This window comes from Aeromonas sanarellii (assembly GCF_000820085.1).
GTDB lineage: Bacteria > Pseudomonadota > Gammaproteobacteria > Enterobacterales > Aeromonadaceae > Aeromonas > Aeromonas sanarellii.
The window spans coordinates 1-20851 of the sequence record NZ_CDBN01000069.1 but is presented as its reverse complement, the minus strand read 5'-3'; the positions used below and the strand labels follow the sequence as shown (position 1 = coordinate 20851).

The following is a 20851-nucleotide window of genomic DNA, read 5'->3' as shown; positions in this document are numbered from 1 at the left end:
CAAGCAACATTACCCATTATCTATGCACTTTAAGGCTTTGCAACCCCCTCCCTCAAAAGAAAAGCAAAAACCCCGAACAAAACCACCACCTCATGCCACACAAAACACAAAAATTGATTTTTAATCCTTAAAAAACATAAGCATGTGAAACTGAAAAACAAAAAACATAATAAAAAAAGTGTCGTTTGGCGATAGAAAAATGATGGCGGAGAATGGAAAACGTTTTTCTTGATTTGAATTTTTAGTCTCTTTCTGGAAGAGGGAAAGAGAGCGCTGACGGGGAACATTGAGACCCACTGCCGTTACCCTTTGATGACATTTATGTCGCGGGAGTTTGGCCGGATTGTAAGAATGGAGGAATTTAGGCTGGTTCACTTAAAAAGTGATGCTTAAGGGTTATTTCTACAAAAAAGAGAAGAAAAACCCCGGCGAACCGGGGTCTGGCAACCAGGACGGGGCGGCGCGTCCGCCCGGCACGGCCTATTTGAGGCCGAGCACGTCCTGCATGTCGTAGAGGCCGGCGCCCTGCTGGCCGAGCCACTTGCCGGCCCGCACCGCACCGTTGGCAAAGGTCAGACGGCTGGAGGCCTTGTGGCTGATCTCCACCCGCTCGCCGATGTCGGCGAACATGACGGTATGCTCCCCCACCAGATCCCCGGCGCGGATGGTGGCGAAGCCGATGGTGTTGCGGTCCCGCTCGCCGGTGATCCCCTCGCGGCCATAGACGGCGCACTCTTTCAAGTCACGTCCGAGCGTCCTGGCCACCACTTCCCCCATGGAGAGGGCGGTGCCAGAGGGCGCATCCACCTTGTGTCTGTGGTGCCCCTCGATGATCTCGATGTCGGTGTAGTCCCCCATCACCCTGGCGGCCTGCTCCAGCAGCTTGAACACCAGGTTGACCCCCACCGAGTAGTTGGACGCGAAGACGATGCCGATCTCCTTGCCCGCCTCGCGAAGGGCCGCCTTGCCCGCTTCGTTGAAACCTGTGGTGCCGATCACCATCCGCTTGCCATGGGCCAGGGCGAAGGCCAGGTTCGCCAGGGTCACCTCGGGACGGGTAAAGTCGATGATGAGATCGAAATCGTCCTTCACCTTCTCCAGGCTGTCGCTGATGGCGACCCCCAGCCGGCCCAGCCCGTTGAGTTCACCCGCATCCAGACCCATCACGGCAGAGCCGGGTCGTTCCAGCGCCGCGCCCACCACCACGCCCTCGACGTTGGCGATGGCCTCCAGCAGCACCTTGCCCATACGACCATTACAGCCCATCACGGCCACACGGATCGGATTGTCCATCTCCACCCTCTCATCTCTTTATTAATGGAAAGAGACCGTTTTACCAGCCCGCGCCCCCTTTGAAAAGCCCGCCGTGGCCGCCGATCCAGCCCCGACAAATAAACAGACAAACACATTAAAAACAGAATATTCGACAGATTTAATCCATATGGCGGAATCATCAGAGAAAAAGAGTTGTCCATCCGGACGTCTATCTTGACCGAACCGCCCCGACTCACTACTGTGGCGCCCCATAACGGCAGGATGCCCGCCCTGTGCCCGAACCCGCCCGGTTCCACACAGGCCGCGACAGGAGGTCATTGTTCAAGCTTCGAGGAACACATGATCCAGACTCCCCCCAGTGCCAGAGCCCTGCTGCCCCTTCTGGTCTTTCTTGCTCTCTTCATCGGTACCGGTACCTGGCTGACCCTGCAGGGGGTCGAGTTCGCCTTCTACCAGCTGCCCGCCCCCGTCGCCGCCCTGCCCGCCGTCATGCTGGCCCTGGTGCTGGGGCGCGAGGGGTTCAACAAGAACCTGGAAACCTTCTTCAAGGGGGTCGGCGAGAGCAACATCATGGCCATGTGCCTCATCTATCTGCTGGCGGGGGCCTTCGCCACCGTGGCCAAGGCCACCGGCGGGGTGGATGCCACGGTCGCGCTCGGCCTCTCCCTCATCCCGGGCTGGTGCCTGCTGCCGGGGATCTTCCTCATCTCCGCCTTCGTGGCCACCGCCATGGGCACCTCCATGGGCACCATAGGCGCCGTGGCACCGGTGGCGCTGGGCGTCGCCCAGGCGGCCGGCATCAGCCCGGTGCTGATGGCGGGCACCATCCTCTCCGGCGCCATGTTCGGGGACAACCTCTCCATCATCTCCGACACCACCATAGCCGCCACCCGCAGCCAGGGCTGCGAGATGAAGGACAAGTTCCGCGAGAACGTCAAGATTGCCGCCCCCGCCGCCGTGCTGGTGATCCTGCTCTATCTGCTGCTGGGCTCCACCGGCGCGGCACCGGCGCCCGCCGCCGAGGCGGACCTGCTCAAGGTGGCCCCCTATCTGCTCATCCTGGTGCTGGCGCTGTCGGGCATGAACGTCTTCATGGTGCTGGGGCTCGGCATCATCGCCGCCGGTGGCGTGGGGATGATGGGCGGCTATCCCCTCGGCCAGTTCAGCAAGGACATCTATCAGGGCTTCACCAGCATGCAGGAGATCTTCCTGCTCTCCATGCTGATCGGCGGCCTCGGCGCCCTGATGGAGCGCCAGGGGGGGCTGGCCTGGATAAGCGAGCGAATCGCCGCCCTGATTGCCCGCTTCACCCGTCATCATGATGGCGAGCAGAACGAGAAGGCGGCCGAGCTCGGCATCGCCGGGGTGGTGAGCCTCACCAACCTCTGCACCGCCAACAATACCGTGGCCATCATAGTGGCGAGCAAGGTGGCGCGGGATCTCGCGGATCACCACGGCGTCACTCCGCGCCGCGCCGCCTCCATGCTGGACATCTTCTCCTGCGTGGTACAGGGGCTCATCCCCTGGGGTGCCCAGGCGCTGCTGCTGGGCTCCATCTTTGCCCTCTCGCCGCTGCTGGTCGTGAGCATGAGTTTCTACCCCATGGCCCTGGGACTGGCCGCCCTCATCGCGGTCTTTATCAAGCACCAGGTACGCGCCGGCGCCGATAACCGCCAAGCCGCCTGAGTCTTCGCCGTTCCCCCCTCGTGCGCCGCCATCAGGCCGCGCCCTGTCTCGTCTGTCATCCCGCCGAGACAGGGAAGCCCCTGCGCTTTTCATCCCCCGGCGCCCTTGTTAAGGTAAGCCTGCCTTTTCGCACCACCACAGGAGCCCCCATGCCTGACCTTCAGCCCGAGCACCCCGATATGCGCCACTCCCTGCGCCAGCTTGTCCGAGAGCGCAGAAGGCGCCTGAGCCAGGCAGACCAGCAGGCGGCGGCCCAGCAACTGGTCAGCCGTTTCCAGGAAGACCCCGGGATCCTCGCGGCCAGACGCATCGCCCTCTATCTGGCCAACGACGGCGAGCTCGATCCCCTGCCCGCCATTCACTGGCTCTGGGCCCAGCAAAAGGAGGTCTATCTGCCGGTGCTGCACCCCTTCACCCCGGGCCACCTGCTCTTTTTGCGCTACACCGCCACCAGCCCCATGACCCGCAACCGCTTCGGTATCGCCGAGCCCGAGCTCGATGTGCTGCAGGTGGTGCCCCACAGCATGCTGGATCTTATCTGCACCCCCCTGGTGGCCTTCGATGAGGCGGGCAACCGGCTCGGCATGGGGGGCGGCTACTACGATCGCACCCTGGCCTGCTGGCACGAGCACGGACTGGGCCCAAGACCGCTCGGCCTTGCCCACGACTGTCAGCAGGTGGAGGCCGTGCCCCGGGAGGAGTGGGACGTGCCGCTGCCCCAGATCATCACCCCCAGCCGCAGCTGGCTCTTCCCGTGACGACGCGGGATCGCCCCTTCCCCGCCCCTCGGCTCAATAAACAGGCAAACGATTTACATCTTGGGGATTTTTGCCCCGGAACGTGAGCGCCATGGTCGCCCCGGGGGGGCGGCTTGGATATAATGCGCCCGCTTTTTCCATAAGGATCCATCATGACTCAAGATGAAATGAAGAAGGCGGCCGGTTGGGCTGCGCTCAAATACGTGGTACCCGGCTCCATCGTCGGTGTGGGCACCGGCTCTACCGTCAACCACTTCATCGATGCGCTGGCAACCATGAAGGACGAGATCAAGGGCGCGGTATCGAGCTCCGTCGCCTCCACCGAGCGCCTCAAGGGCTTTGGCATCCCGGTGTTTGACCTCAACGACGTCGATACCCTCTCCGTCTACGTGGATGGCGCCGACGAGATCAACGCCACCCGCGACATGATCAAGGGGGGCGGCGCCGCCCTGACCCGCGAGAAGATCGTCGCCGCCGTGGCCGACCAGTTCATCTGCATCATCGACAACACCAAGACGGTGGACGTGCTCGGCACCTTCCCGCTGCCGGTGGAAGTGATCCCCATGGCCCGCGAATACGTGGCCCGCGAGATCCGGGCGCTCGGCGGCAACCCGGTCTGGCGTGAAGGGGTGATCACCGACAACGGCAACATCATCCTGGACGTCAAGGGCATGGCCATCACCGACGCCAAACAACTGGAAACCCAGCTCAACAGCATAGTGGGCGTGGTCACCAACGGCCTGTTCGCCCACCGTGGCGCCGACGTGGTGCTGATCGGCACGCCGGATGGCGTCGTGACCCAGCAAGGGTGACGGCGGGAGGGCGATCGGGGTCATCAGCTCCCTCTTCTTTGCTCCCGTGATATGACAACGGCGCCTGATGGCGCCGTTTCTATTTATCCCTCAATGGCTTGTAGCAGCACTGCTGCAAAAAACGTTGATAACTTCAAAGAATTTGACTTTTGTCACAAATATTCCCTCTCCCAAACGTTTTTGCTACTTTACGGTTTTCTTCACACTGCAAGCCTGAGCGCATTTTTCAAAAACAATAGAGGGAACGTCATGACAGCCAAGTTTTCGCTGGACAAGGATAAGATCAAGGTACTGCTGCTGGAGGGAGTCCATCCCAACACGGTGGAGACCTTTCGGGCCGCCGGTTACACCAATGTGGAATATCTGAAGACGTCCCTGTCGGAAGAGGAACTGATCGAGCGCATTCGTGACGTGCATTTCGTGGGCCTGCGCTCGCGCACCCAGATCACCGAGAAGGTGCTGGATGCCGCCACCAGGCTGGTGGCCATCGGCTGCTTCTGCATCGGCACCAACCAGGTCGCCCTGGACGCCGCCCACGTGCGCGGCATCCCCGTCTTCAACGCCCCCTTCTCCAACACCCGCTCCGTGGCCGAACTGGTGCTGGGTGAAATCCTGCTGCTGCTGCGCGGCATCCCGGAGAAGAACGCCAAGTGCCATCGCGGCGTCTGGGAGAAGCTCGCCAACCGCAGCGTCGAAGCCCGCGGCAAGAAGCTCGGCATCATAGGCTACGGCCACATCGGCACCCAGCTTGGCATCATCGCCGAGATGATCGGCATGAAGGTCTACTACTACGACATCGAGAACAAGCTCTCCCTGGGCAACGCCATCCAGGTGCCTAACCTGGTGGAGCTGCTCAACATGTCCGACGTCATCAGCCTGCACGTGCCGGAGACCGCCTCCACCAAGGATCTCATCGGCGCCGAGCAGCTGCGCATGATGAAGCCGGGCGCCATCTTCATCAACGCCTCCCGCGGTACAGTGGTGGACATCGACGCCCTGGCCGACGCCATCAAGAGCGGTCACCTCTCGGGCGCCGCCATCGACGTCTTCCCGGTGGAGCCCAAGTCCAACGACGAGGAGTTCCTCACCCCGTTGCGCGGCCTGGACAACGTGATCCTGACCCCGCACATCGGTGGCTCGACCCAGGAAGCCCAGGAGAACATCGGTCTGGAAGTGGCCAACAAGCTGGTCAAGTACTCCGACAACGGCTCCACCCTCTCCGCGGTCAACTTCCCGGAAGTCTCCCTGCCGGGTCACAAGGGCTCCAGCCGCCTGCTGCACATTCACCGCAACCAGCCCGGCGTCATGAACCAGATCAACCAGATCTTCGCCGACGAGGGGATCAACATCGCCGGTCAATACCTGCAGACCAGCAGCGAGATCGGCTACGTGGTGATCGACGTGGAAACCGAGCACAGCGAGAAGGCGCTCTCCCGTCTCAAGGAGATAGGCGGCACCATCCGTGCCCGTATCCTGCACTGATAAGCCCTTATCTGCGCAGTAAAAAGCCCGTCGTGATGACGGGCTTTTTTATGTCAGAAGAAAGGTTGCTCTCGCAACCTACCACCATCCCAACAGATTGCGGCCCACCAGGGCCCCCCATACCAGGGCGTTCAGGGCCAGCGCGATAAAGACGGCGGCGGAGCCCAGATCCTTGGCGCGGCCCGAGAGTTCGTGATGCTCGGAGCCGATGCGATCCACCACCGCCTCGATGGCAGAGTTGAGCACCTCGACGATCACCACCAGCCAGCTGATGCAGACGAGCAGCAGGATCTCGTTGAGGGAGTCACCAATCCAGAACGCCAGCGGCATCAGCAGCAGGATCAGCACCAGCTCCTGACGGAAGGCGGCCTCGTTGATCCAGGCCGACTTGAGACCCTTCATGCTGTAACCGGTTGCGTTGATGATGCGGGTGATCCCGGTCGCGCCTGGCTTTGCCACGATAACTACCTCATTTGAAATGGCTTTTGGGCTCACATCCTATCAGAGCCGCCCGAGGTTTCCATCGGGGGCGTTTTGCTTTATTTTATTCCCTTGCATTTTGGCGTCCCGCCCCTCTTATCCACTCGAGAATTGAGTCGTATGTCCATTCACACCGATGAATTGCGCACCCGTCGCCTGGAGTCCCTGATCACGCCCAGCGAGCTGGCGCACGCCTTCCCGTTAAACGACACCGTCGCCCAGAACCTGCTGGATGCCCGCCACGATGTAGAAGCCATTCTGGCCGGTGACGATCAGCGCCTGCTGGTCATCGTCGGCCCCTGCTCCATCCACGATCCCGCCGCCGCCCGCGAATACGCCCAGCGCCTCAATGCCCTGCGCGAGCAGTACAAGGAGAGCCTGTGCATCGTGATGCGCACCTACTTCGAGAAGCCGCGCACCATAGTCGGCTGGAAGGGGCTCATCAACGATCCGCGCCTGGACGGCAGCTTCGACGTGAACGAAGGGTTGAAGCTGGCCCGCCAGCTGCTGGTGGACATCAACGAGATGGGCATGCCCACCGCCACCGAATTCCTCGACATGGTGACCGGCCAGTACATCAGCGACCTCATCACCTGGGGCGCCATCGGGGCGCGCACCACCGAATCCCAGGTACACCGCGAGATGGCCTCCGCCCTCTCCTGCCCAGTGGGCTTCAAGAACGGCACCGACGGCAACACCCGCATCGCCATCGATGCGGTGCGCGCCGCCCGCCACAGCCACATCTTCTACTCCCCGGACAAGGACGGCAAGATGACCATCTACCGTACCGCCGGCAACCCCTATGGCCACGTGATCCTGCGCGGCGGCCACAGGCCCAACTACGACACAGCCAGCATCGACGAGGCATGCGAGGCCCTGGCCCAGGTGGGCCTGCCCGAGCGCCTGGTGGTGGACTTCAGCCACGGCAACAGCATGAAGGATCACCGCCGCCAGCTGCTGGTGGCCCAGGATATCTGCGATCAGCTGCGCCGCGGCCGCACCGGCATCGCCGGCATCATGGCCGAGAGCTTCCTGGTGGAAGGGCGTCAGGACGTGGAGAACGGCTGCGCCGCCACCTTCGGCCAGAGCATCACCGACGCCTGCCTGTCCTGGGGCGACACCGAGACCCTGCTGGCCATGCTGGCCGAGGCCGCCAAGGTGCGTCTGGAAAAAATCCGCCAGGGTTAACGGCTGCGTCATCACCCTTCGGTCAGAGCATCACCGATGCCTGCCTCTCCTGGGGCGACACCGAGACCCTGCTGGCCATGCTGGCCGAGGCCGCCAAGGTGCGTCTGGAAAAAATCCGCCCGGGTTAACGGCTGCGTCATCACCCTTCGGTCAGAGCATCACCGATGCCTGCCTGTCCTGGGGCGACACCGAGACCCTGCTGGCCATGCTGGCCGAGGCGGCCAAGGTGCGGTTGGACAAGCTGTCGGCCTGAATCGCCAATGCAACGAGAAGGGGCCGGATATCCGCGATATCCGGCCCCTTCTGCTTATTTGGAACACTTGTTGGGAACTGGTCAGAGCGTCGCCGCCCGTTCCTCACAGGCTCGGCATAAACCAGACCCGGCCTGCCGACTCGACGCGGTCGGTGCGGATCTGGAACACCCGCTCCAGCAGCGCCTCGTCGATGATCCCGACGTCCCCCTCGCCCGCCACGCGGCCCTGTTGCAGGCAGAGAACGCGATCCGCCCAGTCGATGGCCAGGTTGATGTCGTGGATGGCGACCACCACCAACAGGCCCTGAGCGGCCAGCTCCTTCAGCAGCCGCAGCAGCGCCAGCTGATGGTGCAGATCCAGCCCCGCCAGCGGCTCGTCCAGCAGCAGGAGCCGCCCGGCCGGGTTGAGGCCGGGCCACAGCTGCAGCAGGGTGCGGGCGATCAGCACCCGCTGCTGCTCGCCCCCCGACAGACGGCTGAAGTCCCGTGCCAGCAGGGCCTCCAGCTCCAGCGCGCGGCAGATCTCGGCTACGGCCCCGTTTTGCGCCTCCCGCGGCCCCTGCTCGTCTAGCCCCAGGCTCAGCACCTGGAACACCGGGATATGGAACAGCTGGGGCTGGCGCTGGGGCAGCATGGCGCGCCGCCTGGCAAGCTCGGACCAGCCGAGAGCGACGATCTCGTCCCCTTCGATCCGCACGGCGCCGTCGGCAGGCAGTATGCCGGCCAGGGCTCCCAGCAGGCTCGACTTGCCGCTGCCGTTGGGGCCGAGCAGGGCGACCAGCTGGCCCCCGGCCCAGGCGAGATCCAGGGGGGCGAGCCGCGCGGGGATCCCGAGGGCCCGCGCCTCCAGCAACCAGAGGGGATTGGGGGAGGAGTTAACGGGAGACATCGGCATCTTGCCTCAGCAGCAGGTAGATAAAGAGCGGCGCCCCGACCGAGGCGGTGATGACGCCGATGGGCAGCTCACCGGCCTGAAGGACCGAGCGCGCCACCAGATCGGCACCCAGCAGCAGGGCGCCGCCCCCCAGTGCCGAGGCGGGCAGCAGGAAGCGCTGATCGCTGCCGCCGCACAGCCGCAGCAGGTGAGGCACCACCAGACCGACGAAACCGATGACACCGCACAGGGACACCGCGACCCCGGTGAGCAGGCAGACCGCCAGCACCAGCCGCACCCGCATCCTGTCCACGTTCATCCCCATCAGCTGGGCCTGGGTCTCCCCCAGCAGCAGTTGTTGCAGCGCCCTGCCCTGCCAGCAGAGCCAGCCGAGGGTGAGCGGCAGCACCAGCCACCACCAGGCGAGCTGCTGGCTACCGTAGGAGAGGCTGCCCATCATCCAGAACATGAACTCCCGCAGGGAGCCGTCGTCGGCAAAGTACATCAGCCAGGTCATGGCCGCATTGGTGAGGATACCGATGGCCACCCCGAACAGCAGCAGTCGGGTGTGACCGAGCCGGGCCCGGCGCGCCAGGTGGATGAGCAGCATGGTCACCACCAGGGCGCCACCGAAAGCCGCGAGCGACAGCCCCCAGCCCGGCAGATAGACGCCGAGGGACCTGGCTACCGCCATCGCCACCATGGCAGCCAATCCCGCCCCGCTAGAGACACCCAGCAGGCCGGGCTCGGCCACAGGGTTGTGCAGCATCACCTGCAGCACGGCCCCGCCACAGGCGAGCGCCGCCCCCGCCAGCAGGGCCAGTAGGGCCCGCGGCAGGCGCAGATCCAGCAAGATGCGCAGCTCCAGCTCCCCCATGTGCTGCCAGGGCAGCAGCACGAACTCCCCCAGGGCAAGGGAGAGCAGGAAGAGGGACAGGACGAGCAGCGACAGGGCGAGCAGCCAGTGGCGCTGCCAGCGCTGCTGGCGGTGGATGAGAGCGAGATACAAGCGGGATCCCCGAAATGAGACAGGCGCCGCCCCCGAACCGGGGGCCAGCAGGAAAGCTGCATGATAACAGCGCGTTACCACCCAAGGTCAAGGCTGGTAAGGCCGTGCCAGCGCCTCTATCTCGCCGCTCTCCACCATGGTCTGCAACGCCTGCGCCAGTGCAGGCCCGAGAGCCTGGTGGGGTGAGTGCTTGCTCATGCCGAGGTAGAGCACCACAGGGTGGGGCGGGCGGTAGTCCGCCTTGATGAGACCGGCGTCGTTGCGCCGGCTCAGGGCGTAATCCACCTGGCAGTCGGTGCCTATCATCAGGGACAGATGACCCCGCTCCACCATGCGCTGCAACTGATCCTCGGTGGGCACCCCGTGCTTGTCGAGCTGGCCGTCGTCGTCGAAGGGGGCGAAATAGGCGGAGTTGAGCACATAGCCTATCTCCCTGCCACGCAGATCCTCGTAGGTTTTCAGGGTGGCCACCGCCGCCGCCTTGCCGTAGAAGGCCGGCCGGCACTGGTAATAGGCAGGTTGCAGGTAATCGATGAAGGCCGCCCGCTCCGGGGTGTGGGCCAACCCTATCATCAGATCCGCCTGACCTGTCTGCATCTGCTTGAGTGCCCGTCCCCAGGGCACCCGCTTGAGGGTGAGCGCTATGCCGCTGCGAGCCTGCAGCTGGCGCAGAATGTCGATATCCAGACCATGGAATTCGTCGTCCTGCGCGAGCATGCGAAACGGGGGCCAGACATCGGTCACCACCGTCAGGGTTGGCGCACCGTTTGCCATAGAGGTCACGGGGGCCATACAGGCAAACAACAGACAAAGCACTCCCCGGCTTGTCTTGCCCATCCAGTTTCAACCTTCTGTTGTCACATCCTTGTGGGCTAAAAATACCCTCATGTGCCACTTATGAAAACCCATGGAGTCGAGATAAAATGCAGCGATTTCAAAGGAGAACCTAATGAACCCTATCGTCACCAGTATCGGTCTGCTGATCTGCAGCAACGTCTTCATGACCTTCGCCTGGTATGCCCATCTCAAGAGCATGAACCACAAACCCTGGATCATCGCCGCCCTGGTGAGTTGGGGCATCGCCCTGTTCGAGTACCTGTTGCAGGTGCCCGCCAACCGCATCGGTCATACGGTGCTCTCGGTCGGTCAGCTCAAGATCCTGCAGGAGGTGATCACCCTCACCGTATTCGTTCCCTTCTCCATCTTCTATCTGAAAGAAGACCTGAAGTGGGACTACCTCTGGGCCGGCCTGTGCATTCTGGGCGCGGTGTTTTTTGTGTTTCGCGAGAAACTGACCGGTGCCTGAGGCTATACACTCAAGCACATTGCTCCCCCTATCTCTTTGAGTGACGAGGCAACACATGGAATTGCGAGACATGCTACAGATCCTGGCCAAGCAGGATGGCTCAGACCTCTATCTCTCCACAGGGGCGCCCCCCTGCGCCAAGTTCAACGGCGCCCTGCGCCCCCTGAACGAGGTGCCGCTCGAGCCGGGGGAGGTAGCCAGGATAGCCGCCGATCTCATGGACTCGGAGCAGAAGCAGCAGTTCGAGAAGGAGCTGGAGATGAACCTCGCCATCTCCCTGCCCCAGATAGGGCGCTTTCGGGTCAACATCTTCAAGCAGCGCAACGAGGTCTCCCTGGTGGCGCGCAACATCAAGACCGAGATCCCCCGCTTCGAGGATCTCAAGCTGCCCCTCGTGCTGCTCGACACCATCATGGAGAAGCGCGGCCTGGTGCTGTTTGTCGGCGGCACCGGCTCGGGCAAGTCCACCTCGCTCGCAGCCCTCATCGACCATCGCAACCGCAACAGCGGTGGCCACATCATCACCATCGAGGATCCGGTGGAGTTCGTCCATCGCCACCGCAAGAGCATCATCAACCAGCGGGAGGTGGGGGTGGACACCCGCAGCTTCCACGCGGCCCTGAAGAACACCCTGCGCCAGGCGCCGGACGTCATCCTCATCGGTGAAATTCGCGACCGGGAGACCATGGAGCATGCGCTGGCCTTCTCCGAGACCGGGCATCTGGCCATCTCCACCCTGCACGCCAACAACGCCAACCAGGCGCTGGATCGCATCATCAACTTCTTCCCCGAGGAGCGCAGGCCCCAGCTGCTCAACGACCTTGGCAACAACCTCAAGGCCTTCGTCTCCCAGCGGCTGGTGAAGACCACGGACGGCGGACGCCGGGCGGCGGTGGAGGTGATGCTCGGGACCCACACCATTCGCGATCTCATCAAGCGCGGCGAGTTTGGCGGCCTCAAGGAGATCATGGAGAAATCCAGGGCCCTTGGCATGGTCACCTTCGACAGCACCTTGTTCGATCTGGTGGTGGAGGGGGTGATAGACGAAGAAGAGGCGGTCAAAAACGCAGACTCCCAGAACAACCTGCGCCTCAAGATCAAGCTGTGGCGGGAGAAGGGGCAGATAGGCAACAGTGCGGCGGCCAGCGGCTGGAGCCTGGAGCCCACCAAGGATGATAACAACGATCTCTTCTAGTCAGGCGTCCCCTCCCCCGCCCAGCACCCGGCCGCCCTCGCGGCCGGGTGCTCTATAAGAGCACGGTTGATCCCCCTCCCTTCGCTCTGCCCTCTGCCCTCTGCCCTCTGCCCTCTGCCCTTTGCCCTTTGCCCTTTGCCCATCATTCGACCACAAACCGAGCCATCTTCCTGATTGGCAATGGCGCTCGCTCACATAAATGACAAAAAAATCAGTTTGAATCCCCTGCTGATTGAAAGCCCTTTCAAATAGGCCTCAAAAGAGGCACCATTGAGGCGGTATATCAATAAAGGGGTATTCAATGTTGTTACAACCAGCCAACACAGCAAGGTCCAGACAGTTATTGAACGAGACCATGGCGTTGGTGTTAGCCGGGGGGCGAGGCAGTCGGCTCCAGCAGTTGACGGACAACAGAGCAAAACCGGCCGTTCATTTTGGCGGCAAGTTCCGCATCATCGACTTCGTCCTCTCCAATTGCATCAACTCCGGGATCCGCCGGATCGGCGTGGTCACCCAGTACAAGTCCCACAGTCTGCTGCGTCACCTGCAGTCGGGCTGGTCCTTCCTGCGCTACCAGATGAACGAATTCATCGAGCTGCTGCCGGCCCAGCAGCGCATTGACGAGGTCAGCTGGTATCGCGGCACCGCCGATGCCGTCTACCAGAACATGGACATCATTCGCGAGCACGGCCCCAAATATGTGGTGGTGCTGGCGGGGGATCACATCTACAAGATGGATTACGCCGCCATGCTGCTCGATCACGTCAACCTGGGCAGCCGGGTGACGGTGGCCTGCATAGAGGTGCCGCGCCAGGAGGCCAGCGCCTTTGGCGTGATGGCGGTGGATGAGAGCCGCAAGATCAACGCCTTCGTCGAGAAGCCCGCCGACCCGCCCGCCATGCCGGGCAAACCCGACACCGCACTGGCCTCCATGGGGGTCTACATCTTCGACGCCGACTACCTCTATCAGCTGCTGGAAGAGGATCTTGCCAACGAGCAGTCCCACCACGACTTTGGCATGGACGTGATCCCGCGGGTGGTCAAGGAGGGCACCGCCTATGCCCATCCGTTCAGCCTCTCCTGCGTCGGCTGCTGCCCGCAAAAACGCCCCTACTGGCGCGATGTGGGCACTGTGGACTCCTTCTGGGAGGCGAACATGGATCTCGCCTCGGTGACGCCCGAGCTCGACATCTACGATCAGGACTGGCCCATCTGGACCAGCCAGAAGATGACGGCCCCCGCCAAGTTCGTGCAGGATCAGAACGGCCAGCACGGCATGACCATCAACTCCCTGTTCGCCGGCGGCACCATCGTCAGCGGCTCCTTCATCGTGAGCTCTGTGCTGTTCAACAACGTGCGGGTCGACTCCTTCTGCACCCTGGATCAGGCGGTGATCTTCCCCGGGGTAGAGATAGGGGCCGGTTGCCGGTTGCGCCGGGTGGTGATCGACAAGGGCTGCCGGTTGCCGGAAGGGCTGGTGGTGGGGGAAAACGCCTGCGAGGATGCCCGCCGCTTCTACCGCTCCGAGCAGGGCATAGTGCTGGTCACCAGGGAGATGCTGGCCAGGCTGGCATGACGGCGAAGAGGGCGCCCAGCCGCTGGCCCCGGGCAAGCACCAGGGTGCCGTTTCTGCCCGCTGCCCACAAGAAAGGGAACCCTGGGGTTCCCTTTTTCATCTCAGGTGGCGTCAGCCTTTTTGCACCAGCCCTATCCGGCCGGGCTCGCACCACTCGAACGTCACCTCCTCGCTGCTGCCGCAGCAACTGCCGCCGCACAGCCGGGTCGCCCGCTTGACGACGCGCCCCTTGCGCATCCAGACGCCGAGCATGGCCTCCACCGCATCCTCCGAGGTGTGGAAGTGGCGGGCCAGCTCCCGCCGGCTCGCCCGCTTGCTCTTCGCAAGGTAATCCCCCAGCTCGCGCAGTATCACAGGGTCACCACCCTGCGGGCGATGAGATCGCCGTGGCGCCGGCCCAGCCACCACAGCAGCCCCAGGGAGAGCAGATAGCTCAGGGTCCAGATCAGGCTCTGCTCCGGGTGGGCGGCGAAGGTCGCCAGTTGATAGAAGAGGGTGGCGCACAGGAAGGCCACGTAGTTGCACCAGGCGGCGGTGAACAGGGCCCACTGGCGACCGGTCTCCCGCACCAGGGCGCCCATGGCGGCGGCGCAGGGCATGTAGAGCAGCACGAACAGCAGGTAGGCGAAGGCTCCGGCCACCCCGTCGAAGTGGGTCTGCATGTTGCCGTAGGTGGAGGTGTCCACCTCCTGGGCCTCGGCCGCCGCCTGCTTGTCCGCCAGCTCCCCCACCTTGAGCCCCATGGGATCGGCGGGATCGATGTCCGCCAGGTTGGCGGGAATGGTGGCCAGCGCCTCCTTCAGGCTGCCGAGCAGGGAGTACTCGCTCTGCTCCTCGTCACCGGCGCCGCCGGCGTAGAGGCTGTTGAGGGTGGCGACCACCGCCTCCTTGGCGAAGATGCCGGTGAGGATGCCCACCGTGGCCTGCCAGTTGTCGTCCCGCACGCCTATGGGATGCAGCACAGGGGTCACGGACTGGCTCAGCTTGCTCAGCACCGAGTTCTCCTGATCCTGGTTGCCGAAGCTGCCGTCGGTGCCGAGCGAGTTGAGCACGCTCAGCACCGCCACCATCAGTACTATGGTCTTGCCGGCGCCGAAGATGAAGCCCTTGAGCTTCTGCCAGGTGCGCAGCCCCACGTCCACCGGACGGGGCCACTCGTAATCGGGCATCTCCATCACCATGGAGTCGCTCTTGCCCGGCAGCAGGGTGCTGCGCAGGAAGAGGCCGGTGAGCACCGCCACCAGGATGCCGAACAGATAGAGGCCGAACACCAGGTTCTGCCCCGACTCGGGGAAGAAGGCCACCGCGAACAGGGCGTAGACCGGCAGACGGGCACCGCAGGACATGAAGGGCGCCATGGCCGAGGTCATCAGCCGCTCGCGCTCCGACCCCAGGGTGCGAGTCGCCATCACCGCGGGCACGGTGCAGCCAAAGCCCATCAGCATGGGGACGAAGGCCTTGCCGGGCAGGCCGAGGCGACGCATCAGGGCGTCCACCACGAAGGCGGCGCGGGCCAGATAGCCGGAGCTCTCCAGCACCGCGAGGAAGAGAAAGAGGCAGCCCACCACGGGGATGAAGGTCGCCACCGTCTGCAAACCGGCACCCACGCCGTCCGCGAGCACGGCCCCCAGCCAGTCGGGGGCACTCATCAGCCCCAGCAGGTGGTGCACCCCGTCCACGAAGAGGGCCCCCCCGAGGATGTCGAAGAAGTCGATGAAGGCGCTGCCCACCTTGATGGCGAACATGAACATCAGGTACATCACCAGCAGGAAGAAAGGGATGCCCACCCAGCGGTTGAGCAGTATCCTGTCCAGCCGTTCGCTCTGGGCGACAGTGAGCTTGTCCTGATGGCGGCACGCCTGCTGGCACCAGTGGTGGATATGGCCGTAGCGCAAATCAGCGAGTTGCAGGTCGATGTCCTGGGCGTGGTGGGCGCGACTCACCACGTTGTCGGCCGCCGCCTGCTGCCCCGCCGCCAGGGTCTCCTGCATGGCAATGTCTTCCTCCAGCAGGCGCAGGGCGCGGCCGCGGGTACTCAGGTGGTGGTGGGCGAGCAGGGTCTCCAGCTCGGCGATGTCCGTCTCGAGAGGCTGGCCATAGTCGAGCACCAGGGCGGGCTGGGACTGGCCGATGAGTTGGTGGATACGGGCCTTGAAGGCCGCCACCTGCTGGCGGTTGTGGGCGGACAAGGAGACCACGGGGCAACCCAGCGCCTTCGCGAGCAGCGCCTCGTCGATGGCGATGCGGCGCTTCTCCAGCAGATCCATCTTGTTGAGCACCACCACCATGGGCAGGCCCAGCTCCCGCAGTTGCAGGGTGAGGTAGAGGGAGCGCTCCAGGTTCGCGGCGTCGATGACGTTGAGCAGCAGATCCGGCTGCTGGCTCTGGACGAAGCGGCTGGCGATCTGCTCGTCCAGGCTCGCCTCCTGGTTTGCCAGGGCGTAGATGCCGGGCAGGTCCACCAGGCTGTAGTCCTGCCCCTCGGCAGAGAAGGTCCCCATCTTCTTGTCGACGGTGACCCCGCTCCAGTTGCCCACCTGCTGGCGGGAGCCGGTCAGGGCGTTGAACAGGGAGGTCTTGCCGCTGTTGGGATTGCCGACCGTGACCAGGTTGTAGCTCATACCGGCTCCACCTCGATTCGATGATTCAGGCTCTTCTGCTGTGAGTGGCTCATGGCGCTTCCACATTGGTAAGTTGAGCCAGGCTCTTCTGCTGCAAGGAAACTCATACCGGCTCCACCTCGATTTGCTGGGCCAGGCTCCGCTGCATGGAGAGGCAGATGCCCTGGCACTGGATCTGGAGCGGGTCCCCCAGGGGGGCGGCCCGCAGATAGAGGACTTCGGTCTGGGGCAGCAGCCCCATCACCATCAGCTTGCGTCGCAATGGACGCGTCAACTGGTTCATGTTCTTGATGCGAGCACTCTGTCCCGGCGACAGCTGTGTGAGTACCATGACGGGCCCCTGAAGTTAAACAAGAATAATTCGCTTTTAGTGGGAGGATTATAAGCTGTGCCCCCAACATTTATTTGCGTAAAATCAAACTCCGCTTCGCTAACCGACAAAGTATTGCCATGAGTCACGACAACAACAGCCGCCTGGTCTACAGCACGGACGGCGGCATGATCAAGGAATCCGCCCCCGCCCAGAACGCCTCCCCCTTCCCCGCCGACGGGGTCGTGCGCATCCGGCGCGAGACCAAGGGGCGCAAGGGGGCCGGGGTCATCAGCATCTACGGCGTGCCTGCCGATCAGCAGAAGGCCCTCGCCACCCTGCTCAAGAAGAAGTGCGGCACCGGCGGCGGCCTCAAGGAGGGGATCATCGAGATCCAGGGGGACAAACGGGACCTGATCAAGGCCGAACTGGAGAGGGCGGGCTTTCAGGTCAAGCTGGTGGGCGGTTGATCTGCTTGTCTCTCCCGCGCTTTTTCCCTAGAATGCCGGCTCCCATCGAGGGGGAGTAGTCTCGCCGCGGGTGCCAACCCGGTGCGCGATCCTGATCAACATACTTGGTGCCAACTCACCATGGTCAGGGTGATCCGGGCAATGCCGGATTTGACAAGACCTTTGACGGGCCAGTGCCAGAACCGGGGACGGATGGCACAGGCTTGTCTTTGGTTTATTACAATTCCGTCCCCCGGTCATCTTTATGGAAGCCTTGTTAACCTCCACCATCAGCGTTGCCATCGCCGAGATCGGCGACAAGACACAGCTGCTGGCGTTGCTGCTCATCTGTCGTTTTCGCAAACCCTGGCCCATCATCGCCGGCATGCTGGCCGCCACCCTGCTCAACCATGCGGGCGCCGCCTGGATAGGGGAGTTCATCAGTCGCTGGATGGACCCCAGGGTGATGACCTGGCTGGTCGCCGGCGCCTTCATCGCCATGGCCGCCTGGATCCTGGTGCCGGACAAGATGGACGACGAGGAGAGCTCGCTGGACAAATACGGCCCCTTCATGGCCACCTTCGTGCTCTTCTTCATCGCCGAGATCGGTGACAAGACCCAGATAGCCACGGTGCTGCTGGCGGCCAAGTACGACTCCCTCGTCCAGGTCATCACGGGCACCACCCTCGGCATGATGCTGGCCAACGTCCCCGTGGTGCTGCTCGGCAAGCTCGGCGCCGACAGGCTGCCCCTCAAGGGGATCCGCATCGCCTGCGCCGCGCTGTTCGTGGGCCTGGGCGTCAGCACCCTGATCTTCGTCTGACGCCCCGGGGACAAGGGGGTGGGATCAGCGTGAGCACTGATCAACACCGCCGCCCCGGCCGTCATTCCGGCCCCCTCCTCCCGGCGGGGGCTTTTTTGTGCCCGGCGCCGATGTCGCATCCCCACCGCGGATGCTGCCCCGGAGCGCGGCGCCGTGCCATAATGCCTTATCTTTCAGGCACGACGGCTTCAGGAGCCTCGCCATGCACCTCACCTCAAGACAGACCCTGCTCGACTGGGTCAGACGCGGCCGCCTCCCCCGGGAGTCCCTGTCCGCCGCGCTCGCCCTGTGCGATCTGCCCCCGGGCCCCGCCCGCTGGCGCTGGCTGTTCGACCGCCTGCTGCTCTGGCTCGGCTGTCTCTGCCTCGGTGCCGGCCTGGTGTTCTTCGTCGCCTTCAACTGGCAGGCCCTGGGCCGCCTCTCGCGCCTCGCCCTGCTGGAGCTGCCCCTGCTCGCTATGCTGCTGGTACTCTGGCGCAAGCCCCTGGCCGACACCCCGCGCCAGGCCCTGCTGCTGACCCTGGCCCTCAACCTCGGCGCCCTGCTGGCCCTGGTGGGCCAGACCTACCAGACCGGTGCCGATCCCTGGCAACTGTTCGCCACCTGGGCCCTGTTGCTGCTGCCGCTGGCGGCGCTCGGCAGGAGCCCGCTGCTCTGGACGCTCGCCTGGCTGCTCGGCCAGCTCGCCCTGGTGCTCTACTGGCGGCTCGGCCTCATCGATCTCTTCTTCTCCTTCGACGAGGAGGCCCTCGGCTGGTGCCTGACCCTGCTCAACGCCGCCCTCTGGGGGCTGCTCATGCTGGCCCCCGCCCGCTACGCCCTGATGCCCTCCTGGCTGGCGGGGCTGGCCGCCGGGCTCGGGGTCACCCTGCTGGCCCTGCTGGCCCTGTTCGATGCCGCCTCCCCCTGGGTCTGGCCCGCCTGGCTAGGTTGGCTCGCCGCCGCCTACCTGCGCTGGCACCACAGGTTCATCGCCGGGCTCGCCATGGGCTGCCTGAGCCTCATCGCCGTCGTCCTGGCGGCGCTCGGCAAGTGGATGGAGCCCGACATGAACGGCTTCCTGCTGCTCTGTCTCATCGCCATCGGCCTGTCGGTGCTGGCCAGCCGCTGGCTGCAACAACAACGGAGGCCACATGTCTGATCCTGTGATCTGGGAGCGCCTGAGGGCCGCCCGTCTGGTGGAAGGGGAGTGCCCCAGGGACGAACAGCCCCACTGGTCGAGCCGCTTCCTGCTCGGCATGGTGGGCTGGATTGCCGCCCTCTTCCTGCTCTTCTTCCTGTTCATGGCGTTCGAGGAGTTGACCCGGGAGGCGGACCACGCCCTCGCCTTGGGCGCCGTCCTGATGATCGCCGCCCTCGGCCTCAATCGCACCGCCCGGCGCACCGATCTCTGGGATCAGTTCGTGCTGGCGCTGGCGCTCGCGGCCGATGCCTGGCTGCTCTACGGCCTGCTGGACAGGCTGGATCTGGACGCGGCCCCCCTCTGGTTCGGCCTCTGCACCCTCTCCCTCGGGATTGCCGCCCTGTTCGAGCACTGGCTGGTGCGCCTGTTCCACAGCTTCGCCGCCGCCATCCTGCTCACGCTTGGACTGGCTTGCCTCGGCCTGCACCTGCTGGCCCTGCCGCTGGTGATGGGGGCCGTCACCCTGTGCTGGCTGCAGGCCGAGCGGGATCCCGTTCGCCATCAGCTCTACGAGTCCCTGACCCTGGGACTGGCGCTCTCCCTGCTGGTGCTGGGACGGCTGCACCATCCGCTCTGGGACGGCGGCGCCAGCGTGCTGGACGAGTTCAGCCCCTCCCGGCTGCCGCACTGGCTCAATCCCTTGCTCTGCGCCGCCTTGCTGCTGGGGGTCATGGTGCGCCTCAGGCTGCCGCTGTTCGCCGGCCTGCCCCTGGTGCTGCTCAGCGCCTTCATCCCCGGCATGGGCGCCGGCGCCCTGGTGCTGGTGCTCGGCTTCTACGGCGGCAGCCTCGCGCTCATGACCCTGGCCGTCCTGCTGCTGCTCGGCTTCGGCTCCCTCTATTACTACGATCTGGGGCTGACCCTGATGACCAAGTCCTGGTTGCTGCTGGGCTCGGGCGCCCTGCTGCTCGGCACCCGCCATCTGCTGAAGACCCTCGGCAGGGAGATAGCCTCATGAGACGCCTCGTCTTCTTGCCGATCGGCCTCATCGCATTGCCGGGCTTCGGCGCCCTGTCGCTCGGCGACGCTCAAGGGCACATGCCCCTTCATGGGAGGAATACCGCATGAGACGCCTTGGTTTCTTGCTGACCGGCTTCGCCATCCTGGTGGGCATCAATGCCGGCGTCTGGCGCTTCGAGCGCGCCATGAGCGCCGGCGAGGTGGTGCTGCTCGAGCTCGCCCCGGTCGATCCCCGCTCCCTGATGCAGGGGGACTACATGCGGCTGAACTATGCCCTAGCCCGCCAGCTGGCGGGCCGTCAGGAGGCTGCCGGCGCCCATACCCTGGTCGTTCGCCTCGACGGGGATCAGGTGGCGCACTGGGTGGCGCAAGGCAACCCCGAGGCCCTGGCCCCGGGCGAGCGCCTGCTGAGGGTGCGCATCGTCCAGGGTCAATGGCGGATCGGGCCGGATGCCTTCTTCTTCGAGGAGGGGGCGGGGGCTCAGTATGAGCAGGCGCGCTACGGCGAATTCCGCCTGCAGGAAGATGGTGACACCCTGCTGGTGGGCCTGCGCGATGAGGCGTTCAAGCCCATCGGCCACAGCCGCCCGGCCTGGTGATGCCTTCTGAAA

At 64.2% G+C, this 20851-nt stretch carries 21 protein-coding genes; 13 read left to right on the top strand and 8 right to left on the bottom strand.

Going from position 1 to position 20851, the window contains the following annotated elements; genetic code table 11:
• Positions 1-480: 480 nt before the first annotated feature.
• On the bottom strand, positions 481-1293 hold the full coding sequence (dapB, locus tag BN1132_RS13245; RefSeq protein ID WP_042078153.1) for a 4-hydroxy-tetrahydrodipicolinate reductase: 813 nt from the start codon (positions 1291-1293) through the stop codon (positions 481-483).
• 321 nt (positions 1294-1614) lie between these two features.
• Here dapB and BN1132_RS13240 point away from each other — a divergent pair, with 321 nt between their 5' ends.
• From BN1132_RS13240 to serA, 4 genes are all read left to right on the top strand, one after another.
• Entirely contained in the window at positions 1615-2961 is a 1347-nt protein-coding gene (locus tag BN1132_RS13240; RefSeq protein WP_042078152.1) for a Na+/H+ antiporter NhaC family protein, read from the top strand.
• A gap of 149 nt (positions 2962-3110) precedes the next feature.
• Positions 3111-3719: a 5-formyltetrahydrofolate cyclo-ligase gene (locus tag BN1132_RS13235; protein ID WP_042078151.1), complete on the top strand. Its 609-nt coding sequence runs from the start codon at positions 3111-3113 to the stop codon at positions 3717-3719.
• Positions 3720-3871: 152 nt separating this feature from the next.
• The gene (gene rpiA / locus BN1132_RS13230) at positions 3872-4531 is read left to right on the top strand and encodes a ribose-5-phosphate isomerase RpiA (protein ID WP_042078150.1); all 660 of its coding nucleotides are present in this window, start codon (positions 3872-3874) and stop codon (positions 4529-4531) included.
• A gap of 249 nt (positions 4532-4780) precedes the next feature.
• Positions 4781-6013 carry a phosphoglycerate dehydrogenase gene (gene serA, locus BN1132_RS13225; protein ID WP_042078149.1) on the top strand — a complete coding sequence of 411 codons (1233 nt, stop codon included), beginning with the start codon at positions 4781-4783 and terminating at the stop codon, positions 6011-6013.
• 78 nt (positions 6014-6091) lie between these two features.
• Here serA and BN1132_RS13220 read toward each other — a convergent pair whose 3' ends face one another.
• Positions 6092-6472 (bottom strand): diacylglycerol kinase, encoded by a 381-nt coding sequence (locus BN1132_RS13220; protein ID WP_042078148.1) that lies wholly within the window; start codon positions 6470-6472, stop codon positions 6092-6094.
• Between the two features lie 141 nt (positions 6473-6613).
• On the opposite strand from BN1132_RS13220, the gene BN1132_RS13215 reads away from it, so the two are divergent.
• Positions 6614-7681, top strand: a complete 1068-nt coding sequence (locus tag BN1132_RS13215) for a 3-deoxy-7-phosphoheptulonate synthase (protein ID WP_042078147.1) — start codon at positions 6614-6616, stop codon at positions 7679-7681.
• Positions 7682-8037: 356 nt separating this feature from the next.
• Here the strand turns inward: BN1132_RS13215 and BN1132_RS13210 are convergent, their stop codons facing one another.
• The 3 genes from BN1132_RS13210 to BN1132_RS13200 all read right to left on the bottom strand — a co-directional run bounded on the left by BN1132_RS13210 (position 8038) and on the right by BN1132_RS13200 (position 10654).
• Complete coding sequence (locus BN1132_RS13210) at positions 8038-8823, bottom strand: ATP-binding cassette domain-containing protein (RefSeq protein ID WP_167335714.1); 786 nt, start codon at positions 8821-8823, stop codon at positions 8038-8040.
• On the bottom strand, positions 8810-9817 hold the full coding sequence (gene btuC, locus BN1132_RS13205) for a vitamin B12 ABC transporter permease BtuC (protein ID WP_042078146.1): 1008 nt from the start codon (positions 9815-9817) through the stop codon (positions 8810-8812). Before btuC ends, BN1132_RS13210 begins: the two co-directional genes overlap by 14 nt.
• Positions 9818-9904: 87 nt before the next feature.
• The gene (locus BN1132_RS13200; protein WP_042078144.1) at positions 9905-10654 is read right to left on the bottom strand and encodes a substrate-binding periplasmic protein; all 750 of its coding nucleotides are present in this window, start codon (positions 10652-10654) and stop codon (positions 9905-9907) included.
• A gap of 112 nt (positions 10655-10766) precedes the next feature.
• Between BN1132_RS13200 and BN1132_RS13195 the strand changes: the two genes are divergently transcribed.
• From BN1132_RS13195 to glgC, 3 genes are all read left to right on the top strand, one after another.
• Complete coding sequence (locus BN1132_RS13195) at positions 10767-11123, top strand: DMT family protein (protein WP_025327402.1); 357 nt, start codon at positions 10767-10769, stop codon at positions 11121-11123.
• A gap of 55 nt (positions 11124-11178) precedes the next feature.
• Positions 11179-12318, top strand: a complete 1140-nt coding sequence (gene tapW, locus BN1132_RS13190) for a type IVa pilus ATPase TapW (RefSeq protein WP_042078143.1) — start codon at positions 11179-11181, stop codon at positions 12316-12318.
• A gap of 301 nt (positions 12319-12619) precedes the next feature.
• Positions 12620-13894, top strand: a complete 1275-nt coding sequence (glgC, locus tag BN1132_RS13185) for a glucose-1-phosphate adenylyltransferase (protein WP_042078142.1) — start codon at positions 12620-12622, stop codon at positions 13892-13894.
• Positions 13895-14005: 111 nt separating this feature from the next.
• On the opposite strand, the gene BN1132_RS13180 is transcribed toward glgC, so the two are convergent.
• The 3 genes from BN1132_RS13180 to BN1132_RS13170 form a co-directional block, all read right to left on the bottom strand.
• Positions 14006-14248, bottom strand: a complete 243-nt coding sequence (locus tag BN1132_RS13180) for a FeoC-like transcriptional regulator (RefSeq protein ID WP_042078141.1) — start codon at positions 14246-14248, stop codon at positions 14006-14008.
• The gene (gene feoB / locus BN1132_RS13175) at positions 14245-16515 is read right to left on the bottom strand and encodes a Fe(2+) transporter permease subunit FeoB (protein ID WP_042078140.1); all 2271 of its coding nucleotides are present in this window, start codon (positions 16513-16515) and stop codon (positions 14245-14247) included. The genes BN1132_RS13180 and feoB overlap by 4 nt, the downstream gene beginning before the upstream one ends.
• A gap of 103 nt (positions 16516-16618) precedes the next feature.
• Positions 16619-16846: a FeoA family protein gene (locus BN1132_RS13170; protein WP_041213109.1), complete on the bottom strand. Its 228-nt coding sequence runs from the start codon at positions 16844-16846 to the stop codon at positions 16619-16621.
• A gap of 119 nt (positions 16847-16965) precedes the next feature.
• On the opposite strand from BN1132_RS13170, the gene BN1132_RS13165 reads away from it, so the two are divergent.
• The 5 genes from BN1132_RS13165 to BN1132_RS13145 all read left to right on the top strand — a co-directional run bounded on the left by BN1132_RS13165 (position 16966) and on the right by BN1132_RS13145 (position 20839).
• Positions 16966-17295, top strand: a complete 330-nt coding sequence (locus BN1132_RS13165) for a translation initiation factor (protein WP_042078139.1) — start codon at positions 16966-16968, stop codon at positions 17293-17295.
• 244 nt (positions 17296-17539) lie between these two features.
• Positions 17540-18097, top strand: a complete 558-nt coding sequence (locus BN1132_RS13160) for a TMEM165/GDT1 family protein (RefSeq protein WP_041213111.1) — start codon at positions 17540-17542, stop codon at positions 18095-18097.
• Positions 18098-18299: 202 nt separating this feature from the next.
• Positions 18300-19238 (top strand): DUF2157 domain-containing protein, encoded by a 939-nt coding sequence (locus BN1132_RS13155; RefSeq protein WP_042078138.1) that lies wholly within the window; start codon positions 18300-18302, stop codon positions 19236-19238.
• The gene (locus tag BN1132_RS13150) at positions 19231-20238 is read left to right on the top strand and encodes a DUF4401 domain-containing protein (protein WP_042078137.1); all 1008 of its coding nucleotides are present in this window, start codon (positions 19231-19233) and stop codon (positions 20236-20238) included. The genes BN1132_RS13155 and BN1132_RS13150 overlap by 8 nt, the downstream gene beginning before the upstream one ends.
• A 106-nt stretch (positions 20239-20344) precedes the next feature.
• A complete protein-coding gene (locus tag BN1132_RS13145; protein ID WP_042078136.1) occupies positions 20345-20839 on the top strand; it encodes a GDYXXLXY domain-containing protein in 495 nt (164 codons plus the stop codon).
• Positions 20840-20851: the final 12 nt, after the last annotated feature.